The organism is Streptomyces sp. NPDC012935, from assembly GCF_042900345.1.
Classification (GTDB): domain Bacteria; phylum Actinomycetota; class Actinomycetes; order Streptomycetales; family Streptomycetaceae; genus Streptomyces.
In genome coordinates this window covers 150554-169199 of record NZ_JBIBBC010000002.1, presented here as the reverse complement: position 1 = coordinate 169199, position 18646 = coordinate 150554, and the positions used below count along the sequence as shown (strand labels likewise).

17 protein-coding genes are annotated in these 18646 nt (G+C 71.1%); 6 read left to right on the top strand and 11 right to left on the bottom strand.

The genetic code is table 11. The features are described 5' to 3' along the window. Positions 1-6: 6 nt before the first annotated feature. The 4 genes from ACFY5C_RS06110 to ACFY5C_RS06095 form a co-directional block, all read right to left on the bottom strand. Complete coding sequence (locus ACFY5C_RS06110; RefSeq protein ID WP_389441034.1) at positions 7-465, bottom strand: copper chaperone PCu(A)C; 459 nt, start codon at positions 463-465, stop codon at positions 7-9. Further along, a complete protein-coding gene (locus ACFY5C_RS06105) occupies positions 462-1127 on the bottom strand; it encodes an SCO family protein (protein WP_389441031.1) in 666 nt (221 codons plus the stop codon). The genes ACFY5C_RS06110 and ACFY5C_RS06105 overlap by 4 nt, the downstream gene beginning before the upstream one ends. A 78-nt stretch (positions 1128-1205) precedes the next feature. Further along, a complete protein-coding gene (locus tag ACFY5C_RS06100) occupies positions 1206-1967 on the bottom strand; it encodes a YcnI family protein (RefSeq protein WP_389441028.1) in 762 nt (253 codons plus the stop codon). A 319-nt stretch (positions 1968-2286) separates the two neighbouring features. Continuing rightward, positions 2287-3126, bottom strand: a complete 840-nt coding sequence (locus tag ACFY5C_RS06095) for a hypothetical protein (protein WP_389441025.1) — start codon at positions 3124-3126, stop codon at positions 2287-2289. A 276-nt stretch (positions 3127-3402) separates the two neighbouring features. Between ACFY5C_RS06095 and ACFY5C_RS06090 the strand changes: the two genes are divergently transcribed. The 3 genes from ACFY5C_RS06090 to ACFY5C_RS06080 all read left to right on the top strand — a co-directional run bounded on the left by ACFY5C_RS06090 (position 3403) and on the right by ACFY5C_RS06080 (position 5852). Further along, positions 3403-3852, top strand: a complete 450-nt coding sequence (locus tag ACFY5C_RS06090; protein ID WP_389441023.1) for an ATP-binding protein — start codon at positions 3403-3405, stop codon at positions 3850-3852. Positions 3853-3985: 133 nt separating this feature from the next. Further along, positions 3986-5008 carry a protocatechuate dioxygenase gene (locus ACFY5C_RS06085; protein WP_389441020.1) on the top strand — a complete coding sequence of 341 codons (1023 nt, stop codon included), beginning with the start codon at positions 3986-3988 and terminating at the stop codon, positions 5006-5008. Positions 5009-5018: 10 nt separating this feature from the next. After that, positions 5019-5852, top strand: a complete 834-nt coding sequence (locus tag ACFY5C_RS06080; protein WP_389441017.1) for a triphosphoribosyl-dephospho-CoA synthase — start codon at positions 5019-5021, stop codon at positions 5850-5852. Here the strand turns inward: ACFY5C_RS06080 and ACFY5C_RS06075 are convergent. From ACFY5C_RS06075 to ACFY5C_RS06060, 4 genes are all read right to left on the bottom strand, one after another. Further along, positions 5827-7074, bottom strand: coding sequence for an MFS transporter (locus ACFY5C_RS06075; RefSeq protein WP_389441014.1), 1248 nt, complete (start codon positions 7072-7074; stop codon positions 5827-5829). The two genes, ACFY5C_RS06080 and ACFY5C_RS06075, sit on opposite strands and share 26 nt — an antisense overlap. 90 nt (positions 7075-7164) lie before the next feature. After that, the gene (locus tag ACFY5C_RS06070; RefSeq protein ID WP_389441011.1) at positions 7165-8511 is read right to left on the bottom strand and encodes a PLP-dependent aminotransferase family protein; all 1347 of its coding nucleotides are present in this window, start codon (positions 8509-8511) and stop codon (positions 7165-7167) included. Positions 8512-8642: 131 nt separating this feature from the next. Further along, the gene (locus ACFY5C_RS06065; protein WP_389441009.1) at positions 8643-10109 is read right to left on the bottom strand and encodes an aminopeptidase P family protein; all 1467 of its coding nucleotides are present in this window, start codon (positions 10107-10109) and stop codon (positions 8643-8645) included. Positions 10110-10273: 164 nt separating this feature from the next. After that, entirely contained in the window at positions 10274-11785 is a 1512-nt protein-coding gene (locus ACFY5C_RS06060) for a PP2C family protein-serine/threonine phosphatase (RefSeq protein ID WP_389441007.1), read from the bottom strand. A 503-nt stretch (positions 11786-12288) separates the two neighbouring features. On the opposite strand from ACFY5C_RS06060, the gene ACFY5C_RS06055 reads away from it, so the two are divergent. Beyond that, a complete protein-coding gene (locus ACFY5C_RS06055) occupies positions 12289-12948 on the top strand; it encodes a bifunctional DNA primase/polymerase (RefSeq protein ID WP_389441006.1) in 660 nt (219 codons plus the stop codon). A 56-nt stretch (positions 12949-13004) separates the two neighbouring features. Then, positions 13005-13679, top strand: a complete 675-nt coding sequence (locus ACFY5C_RS06050) for a hypothetical protein (protein WP_389441004.1) — start codon at positions 13005-13007, stop codon at positions 13677-13679. 243 nt (positions 13680-13922) lie between these two features. Here ACFY5C_RS06050 and ACFY5C_RS06045 read toward each other — a convergent pair whose 3' ends face one another. The 3 genes from ACFY5C_RS06045 to ACFY5C_RS06035 form a co-directional block, all read right to left on the bottom strand. Beyond that, complete coding sequence (locus ACFY5C_RS06045) at positions 13923-14888, bottom strand: DUF5926 family protein (RefSeq protein ID WP_389441001.1); 966 nt, start codon at positions 14886-14888, stop codon at positions 13923-13925. Between the two features lie 179 nt (positions 14889-15067). After that, a complete protein-coding gene (locus ACFY5C_RS06040; RefSeq protein ID WP_389440999.1) occupies positions 15068-15706 on the bottom strand; it encodes an ATP-binding protein in 639 nt (212 codons plus the stop codon). A 170-nt stretch (positions 15707-15876) separates the two neighbouring features. Continuing rightward, on the bottom strand, positions 15877-16704 hold the full coding sequence (locus ACFY5C_RS06035; protein ID WP_389440996.1) for a glycerophosphodiester phosphodiesterase: 828 nt from the start codon (positions 16702-16704) through the stop codon (positions 15877-15879). A gap of 275 nt (positions 16705-16979) precedes the next feature. On the opposite strand from ACFY5C_RS06035, the gene ACFY5C_RS06030 reads away from it, so the two are divergent. After that, positions 16980-18569, top strand: coding sequence for a S1C family serine protease (locus ACFY5C_RS06030; RefSeq protein WP_389440993.1), 1590 nt, complete (start codon positions 16980-16982; stop codon positions 18567-18569). The last annotated feature ends 77 nt before the right edge of the window (positions 18570-18646 follow it).

The following is an 18646-nucleotide window of genomic DNA, read 5'->3' as shown; positions in this document are numbered from 1 at the left end:
TCTCCCTCAGTGTCCGGTCTTCGGGCTGTACGTGGCGGACTTCACCGGCATCTCGACGGTGACCGTGCCGGACTCGGCGAAGTGGAGCTTCACGGTCACCTTCTCGCCCTGCTTCGGCTTCCGCTTCAGCTTCTCGAACATCAGATGGCTGCCACCGCTCTTGAAGACGAGCTGACCGTGCGCGGGGACGGCGACGTCCTTGGCCTCCTGCATCGACGATCCGACCGTCTCGTGGGCGGTCACGTCGCCGACGTCACTGGTGACGGACGTCAACTCGTCCTTCGTACCGCCCTTGTTGGTGACGGTCAGGAAACCGGCCGCCATGGAGTCGGAGACCGGCTGTGGCATGTAAGCGCCGCCCACGGACAGTTCCGCCTTGGAGTCGCCCTGGGAATCGCCGGAGCCGCAGCCCGTAAGGACGAGGGCTCCGGTCAGGACCACGGTCACAGGGGCGAACCGCCTCACGGCTTCGCCCCCTTGATCAGCTTGGGGAGGTCCTTGGTGTAGTCGTCGACGGTGGCGGACTCGGTGTAGAGGACGTACCCGGCGTCCGTCTTCGGCGAGAACGCGACGACCTGCGTGCCGTGGGTCGAGACCATCTTGCCGTTCTTGTCCTTGTGTGGCGGCTCGATGGAGATGCCGAGGGTGCGGGCGCCGGCCTGGATGGTGTCGAATTCGCCGGTCAGGCCCACGACCTGCGGGTCGATGCCCTTGAGCCACTTGCCGAGCGCGGCCGCGGTGTCGCGCTCGGGGTCGGTGGTGACGAACACCACGCGCAGCTCGTCCTGTTCTGCCTTCGGCAGCTGCTTCTTGGCGACGGCGACGTTGTTCATCGTGAGCGGGCACACGTCGGGGCAGTTGGTGTAGCCGAAGTAGATCAGTGTCGGCTTGCCCTTGGTCTCCTTGCGGAGGTCGTACTTCTCGCCGTTCGTGTCGGTGAGGACCAGGTCCGGCTTCTCGAAGGGCTTGTCGAGGACGATGGCGGCCTTGTCCGAGCCGGCCTCCTCGGAGACCACGGTGACGGGCTCGGCGCTGTCGTCACCGTTGCCGCAGGCGGAGAGGGTGAGGGTGGCGGCTGCGAGCAGGGCGGCCGCGGCAAAGGTCTTCTTACGGGTCTTCGTACGCATAGAAAAAGTTCCCAGTTGTGTGAGCTCCGGCGCGCACCGGGGGCGTGCCCCGGCGCGCGCCGTGAACCGAAGGTGCCGTCAGGCGTCGGTGCGCCGACGGCCGGCGATCACGCCGTACGCCACGCCCAGCGCGCCGACGACGATGCCGACCACGCCCAGGACGCGGGCCGTGGTGTCGCTGCTGTCGGCAGGCTCGGCGGCGTCCGTCTTCGCGGAGGCGGCCTCGGCGTCATCGGAGTCGGAGGCCTCGGCGGAGGCCTCGGCGGAGGCCTTGTCGGAGGACGACGAGCCGTGGTGGCCCTCCTCGGCGGCGGACAGTTCGAGCACCGGGGCCGGGTTCTCGGGCTCCTCCTGGCCTTCCTGCGGCACCTCGATCCAGCGCACGACCTCCTTGTTGGAGTACGTCTGGATGGCCTTGAAGACGAGCTCGTCGGCGTCCTCGGGCAGCGTGCCGACGGAGACGGGGAACTTCTGGAAGAAGCCGGGCTCGACGCCCTTGCCGTCGGCGGTCCAGGTGACCTTGCTGACGGCCTCGGTGATCTTCTTGCCGTGCATCTCCAGCGGCTTGTCCAGCTTGGACTTGGTGACCTCGGCCTTCCAGCCGGGCACGGGCTGCGGCATCACGGAGGCCAGCGGGTGGTCGGTCGGGAAGGTGACCTCGAGCTTGGTGGTCGACGCGTTGTCGCGCTCGTTCGGGACCTTGAAGTCGACGACCGCGTAACCGCCCTTGGCGGCGGTGCCCTCCGGCTGCACGCTGACGTGGGCGAAGGCGGGGACGGACAGGGCGAGCACGGCCGTACCGGCGAGGGCGCCGACGGTGGCGATACGAGAGGCCTTCATGCTGAGCACTCCACTGTGAGTGAGATCGGGATTCCGGTGGTGAAGAGGAGTACGCGTGCGCGGGGGTGCCCGATCAGACGGAAAAGAGGTGACCCTCCCGGGAAGTCCGTTGTCCGGAAGCCCGGAAGCCCGGAGCCCGGAGGCCTGGTGTCCGGAGGTCCGGAGCCGGTAGGCCTGGTATCCGGAGGCCCGGAGCCCGGAAGTCCAGAGTCCGGAGGCGGGAAGCCCCTCTTCCTGCGATCGGTGCACGCAGGCACACGCGCGTGCCGCACGACGGCGGTCCTCATCCCCACCTCGGTGGAGTGGCGGTCGCGTCGTGTCAGGCGGCGAGAGCGAACGCAGCGGCCGGCGGGCCGCGCCTGATCACCGTGTGCTGGAGGGCGACGGTGCGGGGTGCCGACCGTACGAGCGTCTCGGCGCGCGGCAGGCGCAGGCCTGCCTCGGGCGCGCCCGGGAGCCCGGCGCGCAGGGCGCGCACCAGCGCGAGCGCCCCGCGCAGGGAACGTACGAGAGCCCCTTCGGCGACCACATGCGCCGACACCGCGGACATCTCGGCGATCCGCAGCAGGGCCAGGTCCCCGCGCCGCAGCAGCCACCCCGCGACGACCGCAGCGAGAACGTGGGCGAGCACCATGGGCAGGGACGGCAGCAGCGATGCGGAGGAGTCGGTGGCGGCAGACATGGCGTCCGCCGACGGGTGTGACGCGTGCGCCCCGGCGGCCGGGTTCAGCCGCGCCTCGGTGAGGAGCCGTTGGGCCTGGGCGGGGCTGATGGCCGCCGCGGCGGTCCCGCAGACGAGCCGCGCGGCCTGCTCCACGAGTGCGGCGTCCGACAGGGGGGCGGAAGCGGCGGAGGATCCGGTGACTGCCCCGGTACTGGCCCCGTGCTGCCCCAGCCCGAAGAGCGTGTGCAGGACGGTCTGGCCCGCCGCGAGCAGTGCGGCTATCCCGGGCAGCGAGCGTGCCCGCCCGGTGAACGGCACCGTGACCAGGAGGACTCCGAGGAACCCCGCGCCCAGCGTCCACAGCGGGATCGTGGCGCAGGAGCCCAGAACATGCCCGACCCCGGCCAGCACGACGCAGACCGCGGCGAACACCGCGGCCCGCAGTATCCGGAGATCACTCCCGGAGCGCACCGTGCGCGGGTGGGGGGCAGTCATGGCGGGGTCATCATCGCACTGGCCTTATGGCCGCCATACGGCAGGTCCGCAAGATGACATACGAGCGGTAGGGGACGTACGGGGCATAGGGGCAGTACGGGGCATTGGGGCCGTACGACCGGAAGGTCACCCTCTGGTGTGTGCCGCCCCCACATACACCGATTCCCGCGTAGGCACATCGACCATATGGGCGGCATCACGTCAATGATGTGCTTACCGATGGGCACTCGTGGCAATACGTAACGGTATGTCGAGCCGCGGCCAGGAGGCTGGAGCATGAGCATCTGGTGGTCACTCCATCTGCGGCGCGAAGCTGCGAGCGTGCCCCTGGCCCGGCGGCTGCTGATCGGCACCATGGAGACCGCGGGCGTCGACCCCGACGTGTCCTACGACCTCTCGGTCGCCCTCAGCGAGGCCTGTGCCAACGCCGTCGAACACGGCGGCGACACCATGCCCGACGGCTCCCCGCAGGCGTACCGGGTGACGGCGTACCTGGACGGCGAGAAGTGCCACATCGAGGTCGCCGACTCGGGCCCCGGCTTCACCGCACCGGTGCACGCACCACGTCCGGCGACCACCGACGCCGAGCACGGCCGGGGACTCTGCCTCATCGAGGAGCTCGCCGACCACGTCCAGTTCGGCAACAAGCCGGGCAGAGGCGGTGCGGTGGTGAGCTTCGACAAGATCCTCAAGTGGAAGAAGGATCCGTCGCTGATGGCGGTGTAGCGCCGACCCCGTACGTCACGTCGAGCCGTTCGGCTTCACGTCACGTCGAGCGGCTTCAGCTTCCTCAGGACTCACAGCCCCAGCACAGTGCCACCCCAAGCTGCTGACGGGCTGCGTCCCTAACTTCCTGGCCATGACGGGAAACCACAAGGACAAGTCGATCACCCGGCGCCGCGCGCTCGTGGTGACCGGTGGCACGGTCGCGGCGGGCGGACTGGCCGTAGCGGGCTATCAGGCGGCCTTCGCCGACACGGCGGAGACGGCGACCGGCGCCGCGGCGACCGCCACCACGACCGCCTCGGAGAGCGGCGGCACCTGCATGACGCTGATGTCAAGCGTCACCGAAGGGCCGTACTACCTGGACAACGCCCTGGTGCGGAAGGACATCACCGAGGGCAAGAGCGGCGTCCCGCTGACGCTCCGCCTCACCGTCGTGGACGCCACCGACGGCTGCACCCCGGTCAAGGGCGCCGCGGTGGAGATCTGGCACTGCGACGCCTGGGGCTACTACTCCGGCTACACCACGGCCAACCCCGGCGGTTCCGCGCCCGCCGAGAGCGAGGACGGCTCGACCGCGAACGACAACACCTATCTGCGCGGGTATCAGATCGCCAACGCCAACGGGGTCGTGAAGTTCGAGACGATCTTCCCGGGCTGGTACACCCCGCGCACCTGCCACATCCATCTCAAGGTGCACACCGGCGGCCAGAAGGAGGACGGGACGTACGAGGGCGGCGAGGTCAACCACACCGGCCAGCTGTTCTTCGACGACGCGATCGCCGAGGAGATCTTCACGCTGGAGCCGTACGCGAAGCACTCCGGCAGCTACACCACGCTCGACGACGACATGGTCTACGACGGCGGCGGCGCATCCAGCGGCCTGCTGACCCTGAAGGCCGTCCACAAGAAGGACCCGTCCAAGGGCTACAAGGGCTCGCTCACCATCGGCGTCGACCCGGACGCCGAGAACACCGGCGCGGGCAGCGGCGGCGGTGGCGGTACGCCCCCGAGCGGCGCACCGAGCGGCGCACCGAGCGGCGCACCGAGCGGCGCACCGAGCGGCGCACCGAGCGGCGCACCGAGCGACCCGCCCGGCGGCACCCCGAGCGACCCGCCCAGCGGCACCCCGTCGGCCTCGGCCTCGGCCTCCTCCTAGGGGTACGGCCATGAGAAGCCGCGACGACGAGGCACTGGCGCAGGTCGCCGTGACCGCGCTGACCGGGCAGCTGGCGCTGGCTCCCAAGCCGGGCCTGCCCGACCCACGCGACCTGGGCGCCCGCGTCACCCGTCGGGACCACGGCACGCTGCGCTGGTCGGCCAAGGCGCTGACGCCGGGCCTTGCGGCGATGGCGGCCGCGGCCCGGCGTACGGGCGAGCCGACGCCCGGGCTCCGCGGCGAACTCGGCGCGATCGGCAGGTGCGCCGAGCACTCCGTGCACCTCGCGGGCGGCGGCCACCGGGGCGCGCTGTGGACGCTCGGCCTGCTGGTTGCCGCGGCCGCACTCGACCCCCGGGCCGGCGCACGGGACGTCGCCTCGACCGCCAAGCGCATCGCCGCCCACACCGACAAGCGCGCCCCTCGCCGGCCCTCCCGGGGCTCCTCGGTGTCCGCGCAGTACGGCGCCGCCGGGGCGCGGGGCGAGGCGCGGGCCGGATTCCCGCACGTACGGCGGGCGTTGGCAGCGCTCGCCACGGCCCGCGCGGCCGGGGCCACGGAGGATCAGGCCCGCCTGGACGCCCTGCTCACCGTGATGTCCACCCTCCAGGACACCGAACTCCTCTACACCGCGGGCCCGATGGGACTGCGGCACGTCCAGGCGGGCGCCCGCGCGGTCCTGGAAGCGGGCGGCACGTACACGGAGGCGGGCGCACAAGCCCTGGCGGCCCTCGACGCCGACCTGCACGCACGCGCGTGGAGCCCGCGGGGGAGTGCGGGGCTCCTCGCGGGGGCGCTGTTCCTGGACGCCCTGCCCGTCACGGCACGAGCGCGGGCTGCCTGACGCTGTTCTCCTCGGCCCGGCGACCGGCGGCCCACCGCGCCGCCGGTCCCATCGCGTACGACGCGGCCAGCATCGCCCCGCCCAGCAGCAGCCAGCCCGGTGTCCCCCACTCCACCAGCAGGGCCGTGAGCAGCAGCGGGCCGAGGGTGCGGGCGACGGTGACGCCGGTCCCGAACAGGCCCTGGTACTCGCCGACGCGGCCCTCGGGAGCCAGGTCGAAGGACAGCTGCCAGGAACCCGCCGACTGCCCCATCTCGGCCACCACCTGAAGCACCGCACCGACCACCAGGACACCTGCGGCCACCCACAGGGAGGCCCCGGCCGACAGCGCGAACACCACGCACGCGGCGAGCATCACCCAGCCCGCACGGCGCACCGCGCGCGTGGCGGTGCCCAGCCCCGTGACCCCGCGCGCCACCCTGACCTGGAACAGCATCACCGCACCGGTGTTGAGCACGAACAACGCGGAGACCAGCCAGGCGGGCGCCTCGGTCCTACGAGTGATCCACAGCGGCAGCACGAGGCTGAGCAGCGGCAGCCGCAGCAGCAGGACCGTGTTGAGCAGCGCGACGAGGGCGTACGGCCGGTCCCGCAGGACGCCCATACTGCGACGTTTCTGCAAGGGCACCGGCACGAGCGCCGGCCGCGGCACGGCGGGCAGCCTCATCAGCAGCCCGGCACACAGCAGGAAACTCACCGCGTCCAGCGCGAACACCCCGAGATACGCCGCCCGCGTCCCGGCGTGCAGTGCCAGCCCGCCCAGCCCGGCGCCCACCGCGAGACCGGCGTTGAGCGTCGACTGCAGATGCGCCAGCAGCCCGGTCCGCTCCCTGGCCGGCACGAGCCCCGCGAGCAGTGACTGCCGGGCCGCCGCGAGCCCGGACTGCGCGGCCGCGTACCCGCACGCGGCCAGCACGAACGGCACGAATCCGCGTACGGCCACGAAGGACGCCACCGCGAGCCCCGTCGCGAGGGCCAGCAGCACGGCCGTACCGCGCGCGCCGCGCCGGTCGGCGAGCCGCCCCAGTGGAACCCCCACCAGCGATCCGACCGCCCAGCCGACGGTCAGCCCGAGTCCCACCCGCGCGGGGGCGAGGCCTACGACCTGGGTGAAGTAGAGGGCCGACGTCGTGTAGTAGGCCCCGTCCCCGACCGAGTTGCTCAACTGGGCAAGGGCCAGGACGCGTTGCGGACCGGCGGGCGGAACGAGCGAGTTCGTCATGCCTACGACACTAGAAACGCAGTGGGCTGCTCAGTAGCACCAATCACGGGCTGTTTCAGTGGCCCAATTCAGGGCCGGCCGGCCACCCTCTCAGCCGCCCTCCAGCACCTTCCCCAGCACCGCCAACGCCTGCGGATACGCCCGCTCCCGAGGGGTCCCGTACCCCACGACCAGCCCCTGCGGACGACCCTCACCACAGCCCGGCGCGTGCCAGTGCTCGCCGAGGTGCCCCACCGCGAGCCCCTCCTCCTCGGCACGCGCCAGTACCCGTGCCTCGTCGTCGACCTCCACCAGCGCGTGCAGCCCGGCCGCGATCCCCCGCACCTGCCGACGCGCCCCCAGCAGCTCCACGAGCTGGTCCCTGCGCCGCCGGTACCGCAGCCGGCAGGCGCGCACATGACGGTCGTAGGCATGGCTGTCGATCAGCTCGGCGAGCGCCAACTGGCCGATGGACTCGGTGTGATGGTCACTGTGCAGCTTGGCGTCGGCCACAGCGTCGACCAGGTGCGCGGGCAGCACCATCCAGCCGAGCCGCAGCGCGGGCCCGAGAGTCTTCGAAGCCGTGCCTAGATAGACCACCTGCCCCGGCGCCATCCCTTGCAGCGCCCCGACGGGCTGGCGGTCGTAGCGGAACTCCCCGTCGTAGTCGTCCTCGACGATCAAGCCTCCACGCGTGCGTGCCCAGTCCGTGAGCGCCCGCCGCCGCTCCGGGTGCAGCGTCACGCCGGTCGGATACTGATGCGCGGGCGTGACGACAACGGCGTCACAGTCCCCCAACCCCTCGGCGCATGCCCCTCGTTCGTCCACCCGAACGGGCACAACGGTGCCACCGCCCCGCCGCACCACCTCCCGATGGAACGGCAGCCCGGGGTCCTCCATCGCGAACGTGCCGCCCTCCAGCACACGCGTGAGCAGCGCCAGCCCCTGTACGTACCCGGAGGTGATCACGATCCGCTCCGCCGGAGCGATCACCCCCCGGGCCCGCCCCAAGTACCCCGACAGCGCGGTCCGCAGCTCTGTACGCCCGCGCGGATCGCCGTAGTCGTAAGCCAGTGAGGGCGCCGCGGCGATCGCCCTGCGCAACGCCCGCAGCCAGGCAGCCGCCGGAAACGTCCCCACATCCGGGCTCCCGGGCCGCAGATCGAAACGCGGCACCCGCGCGCGTGCGGCGGCCTCCGGCGGTTCGGCGCCGACGGGAAGCAGCTCGGCGACGTGGGTGCCTGCGCCCTGCCGAGCGGTGAGATATCCCTCGGCGACAAGCTGGTCGTACGCCGCCTTGACGGTGTTGCGCGAGATGCCGAGTTCGTCGGCGAGCCGCCGGGTGGCCGGCAACCGCGCGCCAGGGCTGAGCCGCCCGTCCCGTACAGCGTCGCGCAGGGCACGCTCCAGTCCCGCGCGGCGCCCTTCGACGGCGGCGAGTTCTATATGCAGGTCCACACCAACTCCCTGAAGGGGCGCGGGGCTGTGTCGCTTTGCGGCTCCGCCGCGTGGGCGTGACCGGCCACGAACTGCCTGCAGACCGCGACGATGGCCGGACACCCCCTTGGTGTCCGGCCATCGATCGAACATCAGCCCTTCAGAGATGCCATCCAGCTCTCGACCTCGTCCGACCGCCGAGGCAGCCCGGCGCTGAGGTTCCGGTTCCCGTCCTCGGTCACCAGGATGTCGTCCTCGATCCGCACACCGATACCGCGGTACTCCTGCGGCACCGTCAGGTCGTCGGCCTGGAAGTACAGCCCCGGCTCGACGGTCAGCACCATGCCCGCCGCCAGCGTGCCGTCGACATACGACTCCACGCGCGCGGCAGCGCAGTCATGCACGTCCATGCCGAGCATGTGCCCGGTCCCGTGCAACGTCCACCGCCGCTGCAGCCCGAGCTCCAGCACCCGCTCGACGGGCCCCTCGACGAGGCCCCACTCGACGAGCCTCTCGGCGAGCACCCGCTGCGAGGCGTCGTGGAAGTCCCGGTACTTCGCACCCGGCTGTACGGCCGCGATACCGGCCTCCTGGGCGTCGTACACGGCGTCGTAGATCTTCTTCTGGATCTCGCTGTACCGCCCGTTGATCGGCAGCGTGCGCGTGACGTCGGCGGTGTAGTACGTGTGCGTCTCGACGCCCGCGTCGAGCAGCAGCAGGTCACCGGAGCGCACGGGCCCGTCGTTGCGCACCCAGTGCAGCGTGCAGGCGTGCGGCCCGGCCGCGCAGATGGAGCCGTAGCCGACGTCGTTGCCCTCCACACGCGCGCGGAGGAAGAACGTGCCCTCGATGTAGCGCTCGGACGTCGCCTCGGCCTTGTCGAGGACCTTCACCACGTCCTCGAAGCCGCGCACGGTGGAGTCGACGGCCTTCTGCAGCTCGCCGATCTCGAACTCGTCCTTGACGAGCCGCGCCTCGGACAGGAAGACCCGCAGCTCCTCGTCGCGCTCGGCGGTGATCTTGTCGGTGAGCGCCGCCTCGATGCCGGCGTCGAAGCCACGCACGACCCGCACCGGGCCGGTGGCCTCACGCAGCGCGTCCGCCAGCTGGCGCACGTCGGAAGCGGGGATGCCGTACAGCTTCTCCGCCTCGGTGAGCGAGTGCCGGCGGCCGACCCACAGCTCGCCCTGGCCGGACAGCCAGAACTCACCGTTCTCGCGGTCGGAGCGCGGCAGCAGATAGATCGTCGCCTTGTGACCGTCGGCGGCGGGCTCGAGGACGAGCACGCCGTCCTCGGTCTGGTTGCCGGTGAGGTAGGCGTACTCGACCGACGCCCGGAAGGGGTACTCGGTGTCGTTCGACCGCGTCTTGAGGTTGCCCGCGGGGATCACCAGCCGCTCGCCCGGGAACCGCGCCGACAGCGCGGCGCGGCGCGCGGCGGTCTCGGCGGCCTGCGGGATCGGCTCCAGGCCGCGCAGCTCCGTGTCGGCCCAGCCGGACTTCATGTTCTCGGCAAGCTCGTCGGACACGCCCGGGTACAGGCCGTTCTTGCGCTGCTTCACGGGCTCTTCTTCGGCAGTCTCCGGGGTCTCCGAGAGCTCTTCTGCCACGGCGGTCATCCTCCTCGATACGGCACTGGACCCCCTCCATCGTACGGTCGTACGGGAGAGGGCCCAGGGGAGAAGGACCGGTTGCCCACCGCTGCTATGGCGCAGGCCACGCCCTTGTTATGGGTGAGTGACCGAGGGGCCACGGGCCGCTGCTCGAAGCAGGGGTCCGGGCACTACTCGAAGCGAGCCGCCAGCAGCACCACGTCCTCCTCGCTGTCCGCCTGATCCACTCCGCCCGGCAGCACGGTCCGCAGGACGTGGTCGACGACGGCGTCCGGGTCGTGCCGGATCGCCCTCGGCACCCCGGCCGCCGCCGAGTGCAGCCGGGCGAAGGCGCGGTCGGTGGGATCGCCGGTGCGGTGCAGCAGCCCGTCGGTGTACAGCAGAACCGTCTCTCCGGCTTCGGCCAGCAGCTCCACGCTCGGCGCCTCCCAGCAGGCCAGCATGCCCAGCGGCGCGGACACGGAGGTCTCCACGAACTCCGTGCGCCGATCGCCGATCAGCAGCGGCGGAGTGTGCCCGGCACCGGCGAGTGTGATCTTGCGCAGGGAGGGCTCGCAGTAGGCGAACAGGGCGGTGGCGGAGCGGGCGGGCTCGGTGAGTCTGAGCAGCAGTTCCAGATCGGACAGGACCGCGACCGGGTCCTCGCCCTCCATGACGGCGTACGCCCGCAGGCTGGCCCTCAGCCGCCCCATCGCGGCGATGGCGCTGGGGCCGGAGCCGGTCACCGAGCCGACCGCGAGGCCGAGCGCGGCGTCCGGCAGCGGCAGGGCGTCGTACCAGTCGCCGCCCCCGCGCGGGCCGGTGCGGTGCCGTGCGGCGAGCTGGACGCCTGCCATGCGGGGCAGCCGGGAGGGGAGCAGTTCCTCGGCCATCGTCCTCATGGCCGTGCGCGTGCGCTCGACCTCGAGGAGCCGGGCCAGGTGCTCGGTGGCGTAGCGGACGTACAGGCCGACGAGGTGGCGCTGGCGCTCGACCGGTTCGGCGGGCTCGTCGTACAGCCATACGGCGGCACCGAGGCGGCCGGCGGCACCGGTGGACAGGGGGAGGGCGTAGCTTGCGGCGTAGCCGAGGCGGGCGGCCACCTCGCGGTGGCGGGGGTCGAGCTTGGCCTCGGCGAACAGGTCGGGTTCGGCGATCTCGCCGTCGCCGCCGGGCAGGCCGTCGAGGATCCTGCCGTAGGAAAGCGAGCTGCGCGGCACGGTCTCGATGTGCCCGAGGTCGGCGCGCGCGAGGCCCAGCCCGATGGTGGTGTCCGGGCCGAGGCCGTCGGCGGGTTCCAGGACGACAAGACCGCGCCGGGCGCCCACGAGGGCGGATCCGGCGCGCAGGAGTTCCTGGAGTGCGTCGTCGAGTGCGTCCGTGCGCGCCAGACGTTCGGTGAGTTCATGGAGCGTCGTGAGATCCGAGACCCAACCGGCGAGGCGGTCCTGAAGCAGTGCGCCCGGCGGGTTCGGTGGGGGAACCGCTGGGGCTCCCGTGGCCCCGGGCGCGGGCGCGACAGTGTGTGCGGGCGAGGGAACCGTGGAATCGATTCCGGCCACTTTCGGAGGGTGAGGGGCGTTCATGGCGTCCGGCTTTCCGACCGGTGCGTATTGCTCAAAAGCATCGCAAACCCCCATGTCATTCTGCGCCGCTAGCAGTGTCTCCACATGTACACGCACTCGTAAGGGGATGTCCAGCATTGTCCTGCCGGGATTCCTGGTGTCCGTGGGTCACCCGAGCACTCCTGGTATACCTCTTGCGTAAAGGCAAAGTTGGCTTAAAACTGCCTCAGGGAACGGGGTATTGCGGTCGACTGGTTTCGCTCGACGGAGCGTCACAGCGGTCGTGATGGGTACGTACTCGGTGAAGGCCAGGAGCGGTGGACAACCACCCGGAACCTGGTGACGGACCCGGGCGTCTTAGCCACTGACGATCGTGCCCCATCCTCCCGTGGCGGAGGCGAAGAGAAATACGCGCGACGGCAAAACGCCAGACTTCGCCACCCCACGCCACGCCCATGCTTTTGCTAGACGCAGTATGGACGAGGCTGCCGCGGACGCAGCCAACGCTCGGCCCATAGGGGTTCCCCTTGCTCGTTGCAGGGGTGTGATGCGCCAACAGGTACGCACAGTGAAGTGATCGACACATGGTGTGATGTGGACCACGGTGTTGCCAGCGGTGCAACGGAAAGGAACGAGCGCTCATGCGCGAGATCCTCGGAAAGCGACGCAGGCTCCTGCGCGGTGACGGGAAGTCTGAGCAGATCAGCGCGGCCCTGACCTTCGCGACGCAATGGCGCTGGCCCGTACTCCCGGGCGTGACGACGCACCCGCAGGGGCACTCCCTCTGCGGCTGCCCCGACCCGGAATGCACGGTGCCCGGCGCGCACCCCTTCGACCCCGGCCTCCTCGCGGCCACCACCGACGAGCGCATGCTGCGCTGGTGGTGGACCAACCGGCCGACGGCGCCGGTCATCCTCGCCACCGGCGGCCAGGCTCCCTGCGCGGTCAGCCTGCCCGCCCTGCCGGCCGCCCACGCCCTCGCCGCACTCGACCGCAAGGGCATGCGCCTCGGCCCGGTCGTCGCCTCGCCCACCCGCTGGGCGATCCTGGTGAAGCCGTACTCCATGGAACAACTGGGCGAACTGCTGTACGCCAAGGACTTCGTCCCCGGCTCCCTGCGCTTCCACGGCGAGGGCGGCTACATCGCCCTGCCCCCGTCCGAGACGGGCCTGGGCCCCATCAGCTGGCAGCGGGCACCGCTGCCCGGCTCGGCCTCCCCGTGGGTGCCGGATGTGGAGGCCGTGGTGGACGCCGTGGTCGAGGCCCTCACTCGTACGGGTGTGAGCGCGCCCGAGTTGTAGGGCTCTCCGGCGCGCGCGGAACGGTGCACACGTGCACGGTCGTTATGTTCCGCTATATGTCGCGTCATTCCAGGGGAAACCGGGCACCGTCACCGTCATCGCATCGCCGCGGGCCGAAGCACAGAAGAATCCGTCTGATCGCCCTCGCGTCCGTCGCGGCGGCCGCGGTCGCCCTGCCGTTGGCCTGGGCGGCCGCCGGCCAGGTCGTCGAAGCGGGCCGGGCCGCCGTGGGGGCTCCCGCCCGTGATGCCGTACGGTCCTCCCCGCCCGCCCCGAAGGGCGGCACCGTACGTCCGTCCCCTGGCGGCGACGCCAAGGCACCGTCCGCCGCTGACACCGGGTCCCCGCTGCTGCTCGACCTGGGTCTTGCCACCGCCGTCCGCTGCGGTCCCGAACTCACCTCGCCCGAGGGCATCGAGGCGCAGACCTGTGTCCTCACGCAGGGCGAGGACACCTGGGCGCGCACCTACTTCCGCAATGCGACCGGCGGCGCGCTGGACTCCGTGCTGAGCCTCATGGGGCCCGGTGGACGCACGCTGCAGATGCGCTGCGTCGTGGGCGCCGAGGACGAGCCGGGGACCTGTGAGACGCCCCGGGAGCGCACACGCGGAGATGCGGGCGCCTACACGGCGGTCACGGAGTTCGCCGAGCGGGCCGGGCGCGGGGCGCTGTTGCTGCGTTCCGCGAGCAACTCCGCACCGGGCAAATCCGGGGCGGGTGCGGGCGGTTGACATGTGACGCCATTCCGTAAAGGTCTGCGCACATGGAAAGACCCGGTTGCTGGCGACGGGGGATGCACCAGCAACCGGGCTACTGGAACGGTAACAAGAGATCGGCGGTTCGCAAATTCGATCCGGGCTTTCCAGTCACGGATTCCCTTGCTCCGCATGGGAGTTGTGATCGGATTCACCCCTCGAGAGGGGTGCCGTGCGGCTGAACGGTCGTTCAGCCGCACCCGATCCGCGAGGCACCCGTCAGCTGAGCGTGACCTGCCGGTTGGTCAGGCCGCCCCGCGCGCGACGCTCGTCCGCGGTGAGCGGGGCGTCCGTGGCCAGGGCCGCGGCGAGACGCTCGGCGAACTCGGCCGCCGGCTTCTCCACGTCCTCCGCGCCGACGCCGCTCGGCAGGTCCCAGACCGGCACGGTGAGGCCGTGAGCGCGGAAGGAGCCCACCAGGCGGGTCCCCTCGCCGAGGTTCGACTTCCCTGCCGCGTGCAGCCGCGCGAGAGCGTCCAGAAGCTGCTCCTCGGGGTGCGGCATGACCCAGCGCAGGTGGTTCTTGTCCGGCGTCTGGCACCAGTAGGCGGCGTCCACGCCGGTCAGCTTGACGGTGGGGATGGCCGCGGCGTTGGCCCGCTCCAGGGAGGCGGCCACTTCCGGAGTGGCGTTCTCCGCGTCCGGGACCCAGAACTCGAAGCCGGGGTGAACAACTGGCTCGAAGGCGCCCTCGGGGTCGAGCAGATCCTGCAGCCGCGGGCCGTCGGCCGGGGCGCGGCGGCCCTGGACCGGGGTGCCGGGCTGTGCCGCGAGCGCCTGCTGGAGGGTGTCGGCGAGGTCGCGGCTGATGTCGCCGGACGCCGTGTCGTTCTGCAGGCCGAGCAGGACCGAGCCGTCGTCGCGGCGCAGGGCCGGCCAGGCCATCGGCAGCACCGTGGCCAGCGTGACGGACGGGACACCTTCGGGGAGGCCGCCCTTCAGGGGCAGTTCGACGGTGGCTGCGGGCACCAGCTCGCGCAGGGCCACCCAGTCGCACTCGCCTGGCAGCCCGTCGAACGGGCGCTGCACCAGCTCGGTCACCGCCTGCGCGGCCGACCGGCCATGACAGGCCTTGTAGCGGCGGCCGCTGCCGCAGGGGCAGGGTTCGCGTGCGCCGACGACCGGGACCTCGCCGTCGATGATCTGCGGGCGCTTGGCCTTGGTCTGGGGTCGCTTCTTGGCCATCGTGGGTGTCTCCCGGTTACGGCTCGTCTCGTACGGGCGCGAGCCTAGCCGTTCGCGCCATGGTCGACGGGAGGCTGTGGACAACCCACGGGTCGCGCCGGGAGCGGGGCGCTTCGCGGCGCAGGCGGAGCGTCGGCCGAAACCGCTGTCGTCATGCCGTGTCCCACGCTTCGCTGCCTTCAGTCCAGATCGTCGAAGGCGTCCGCGAAGTCGAGGCCGGATATCGCGCCCACGGCCGGCGCTGCGACGCGCGTAGCGAAATCGTCGCGGCGGTGCCCGGCATCCGGATCATGAACGCCGCAGTGGACCACGACCCAGACCGTGACCTCGCCGCGGGCGTCGTCCCGTACACCCCAGTCGTCGGCCAGGGCGGTGATGATGTTGAGCCCGCGGCCGCCGTGCGCGGTGACCGAGGGCGTGGCCGGAGCAGGGCGAGTGGGTCCGCCGCCGTCCGTCACCTCCAGCGTGAGCCTGCCGCCCGTCTCCACGCGCCATGCGGCACGGACGTCGCCGTCCCCGGACAGCGCGTCACCCAGCGGCCTGCCGTGTTTGCACGCGTTGCTCAAGAGTTCGGAAAGAATCAGTACGGCATCGTCGATGACCGATTCCGCCACGCCACCCCTGCGCAATTGAGAGCGCATACGGTGTCGCGCTTTCCCCACGCCCGCAGGGCCATGGGGAACGGCCATGCTCGACGACGTGGGCACCTCCTGTGCCACCACCAACGCCACCCCCGAGACCTCCTTTGCCCCACGCCACGGTGTGGATGCCCCATTGGCCTGTACCGGAAACCGGCCAACCAAGGTCCGGGGACGCATTCAGAACGATCGAATACGGAACGAACGCGCCGGAGCACTCCCTGTAATCGGGATGGCTGGAATTCGTAGGTGTGGCCGAGAGTGGAGGATGGGGCTGGAGGGGCTATGAGGTCAAGGGGTTGCGCAGTGGTTGTAGGGGTTTTAGGGGTTTCCCCGTGTGCCCCGAGTTTTCAGCGGCCGAGCTGGCGCAGCACCGCGCGCGGGCGGTTGGTGATGATGGCGTCGACGCCGAGCTCTACACAGAGATCGACATCCTGTGGCTCGTTCACGGTCCAGACGTGCACTTGGTGGCCGGCCCGCTTCAGTCGCTCCACGTAGGCCGGGTGACTGCGCACGATCCGGATCGAAGGGCCCGCGATGTGGACGCCGGCGGGCAGGCGTCCGTCCCGCAGCCTCGGTGAGACGAACTGCATCAGATAGACCGTGGGAAGCGTGGGCGAGGCGGCACGCACGCGATGCAGTGAGCGCGCGGAGAAGCTCATGACGCGCACCGGGGACTCGGCGCCCGAGGTGGGCGCGTCGAGCCCGAACCGCTTCAGCAGAAGCAGCAGCCGTTCCTCGACCTGCCCCGCCCACCTGGTCGGATGCTTGGTCTCGATCGCCAGCTCCACGCGCCGCCCCGCGTCGGCGACGAGCTCCAGCAGCCGCTCCAGAGTGAGTACGGAGGTGTCCTCGGGGTCCTCCGGCCGGAACTCCCAGTCCGGCTCCTCGGCACGGTTCTTCCATGAGTCACGGTTCTTGCGGGAGCCGAAGTCCAGGGCGGCGAGCTCGGCGAGTTCCAGCGCCGAGACCGCGCCGCGGCCGTTGGACGTACGGTTGACGCGACGGTCGTGGACGCACACGAGGTGACCGTCGGCGGTGAGGCGTACGTCGCACTCAAGGGCGTCCGCGCCATCCTCGATGGCCTTCTTGTACGCGGCCAGGGTGTGCTCGGGGGCGTCTTCGGAGGCTCCGCGATGGGCGACGACTTGGATCTGCTGCTGCCGTGCGTGGGTCACCGCGTCATGGTGCCACCGAGCGGGGGTAGACGTGCGACCGGAGGAGTCGTAAAGACACTCGGATTGTGCTCGTTTAGTCGCACATGACCTATATAAAGAGTGGCCGCGAACCCACAGCGACCGCTTATGGTGCTCTGACGGCCCGTGGGAAAAGCTGACGGCATACAAAAAGCCATGCACAGCTGAAGCGCCGACAGCCGACAATTACTGGCCAGCGTGAACGGGCGTGACCGAGTGCGACCGATATCAACAGCCGTGGATCGAGGAGAGAAGCTGTGAGCACCGAGAACGAGGGCGCCGCGGTACCCCCGGCCCCGTCCGCACCCCCTGTGCCGGTGGATGCTCCTGCTGCTCCGGCGTCCCAGGAGCGCCCGGTTCCCGAGGGCGGCGACGCCCCGACCGCTCAGATCCCTCCGGTGCCGAGTGACGCCCCGGCGGTCTCGACCGGCACCGAGCCCTACGCCCACAGGGCCGCCGAGGGCTCTCAGCCGCCCGCCGCCGAGTCCGCTTCGCACGGAGCCCAGCAGCCGGCCCCGGCGCCTGACTCCGCCCCTTCTCCTGCTCCTGCTCCTGCTCCGCAAAGCTCTGCCCCTGACGCGTCCTGGCCGCCCCCGCCGCCGCCCGGCACACCGTCGTACGCCGACAGCGGTGCCGCCACGGGTGGTGCCGGTGCGGGTGGCTTCGGTGCCGGTGGTTTCGGTGGGGGCTCCGGCTGGGGTACGGCCTACCAGCAGCCGGAGCCCAAGTCCGGCCGCGGGCGGGGCGGACTGCTCGCCGGGGTCCTCATCGCCGCGCTGGTCGCAGGCGGCCTGGGCGGCGGTCTCGGCTACACCCTGGCCAAGAACAACGAGAACACCTCCTCGACGACCGTCTCCGCCCCCGACAGCGGCGGCTCCGTCAAGCGCGACCCGGGCACCGTAGCGGGCGTGACCGCAAGGGCGCTGCCGAGCACCGTCACCATCCAGGCGGAGAGCAGCGGCGGCGAGGGTGGCACCGGCACCGGCTTCGTCTTCGACACCGAGGGCCACATCGTCACCAACAACCACGTGGTGGCCGACGCGGTCGACGGCGGCAAGCTGACGGCGACCTTCGCGAACGGCAAGAAGTACGACGCGGAGGTCGTGGGCAACGCGCAGGGCTACGACGTCGCGGTCATCAAGCTCAAGAACGCCCCGTCGGACCTCAAGCCGCTCACGCTGGGCGACTCCGACAAGGTGGCCGTCGGCGACTCGACGATCGCGATCGGCGCCCCCTTCGGCCTGTCCAACACGGTCACCACCGGCATCATCAGCGCCAAGAACCGCCCGGTGGCCTCCAGCGACGGCACCGGCAGCAACGCCTCGTACATGAGCGCCCTGCAGACGGACGCCTCGATCAACCCCGGCAACTCCGGCGGCCCGCTGCTGGACGCGCAGGGCAACGTCATCGGCATCAACTCCGCGATCCAGTCCGCCGCCAACGGCCTGGGCGGCACCAGCCAGTCCGGCTCGATCGGCCTCGGCTTCGCCATCCCGATCAACCAGGCCAAGTACGTCGCCCAGCAGCTGATCAAGACCGGCAAGCCGGTCTACGCCAAGATCGGCGCCTCCGTCTCCCTGGAGGACACCACCGACGGCGCCAAGATCACCGAGCAGGGTGCCAGCGGGTCGGACGCGGTCGAGGCGGGCGGCCCCGCAGCCAAGGCCGGCCTCAAGCCCGGCGATGTCATCACCAAGCTCGACGACCGGGTGATCGACTCCGGCCCGACCCTGATCGGCGAGATCTGGACCCACAAGCCCGGCGACAAGGTCACGATCACCTACGAACGGGGCAGCCAGTCCCACACGGTCGACCTGACCCTGGGCTCCCGCACGGGCGACAGCTGACACCGACGGCCACGCGGCCACGCGCGCGTACGACCGGCTCCGCCCGACCAACCCATCCTGACGGCGGAGCCATTGGG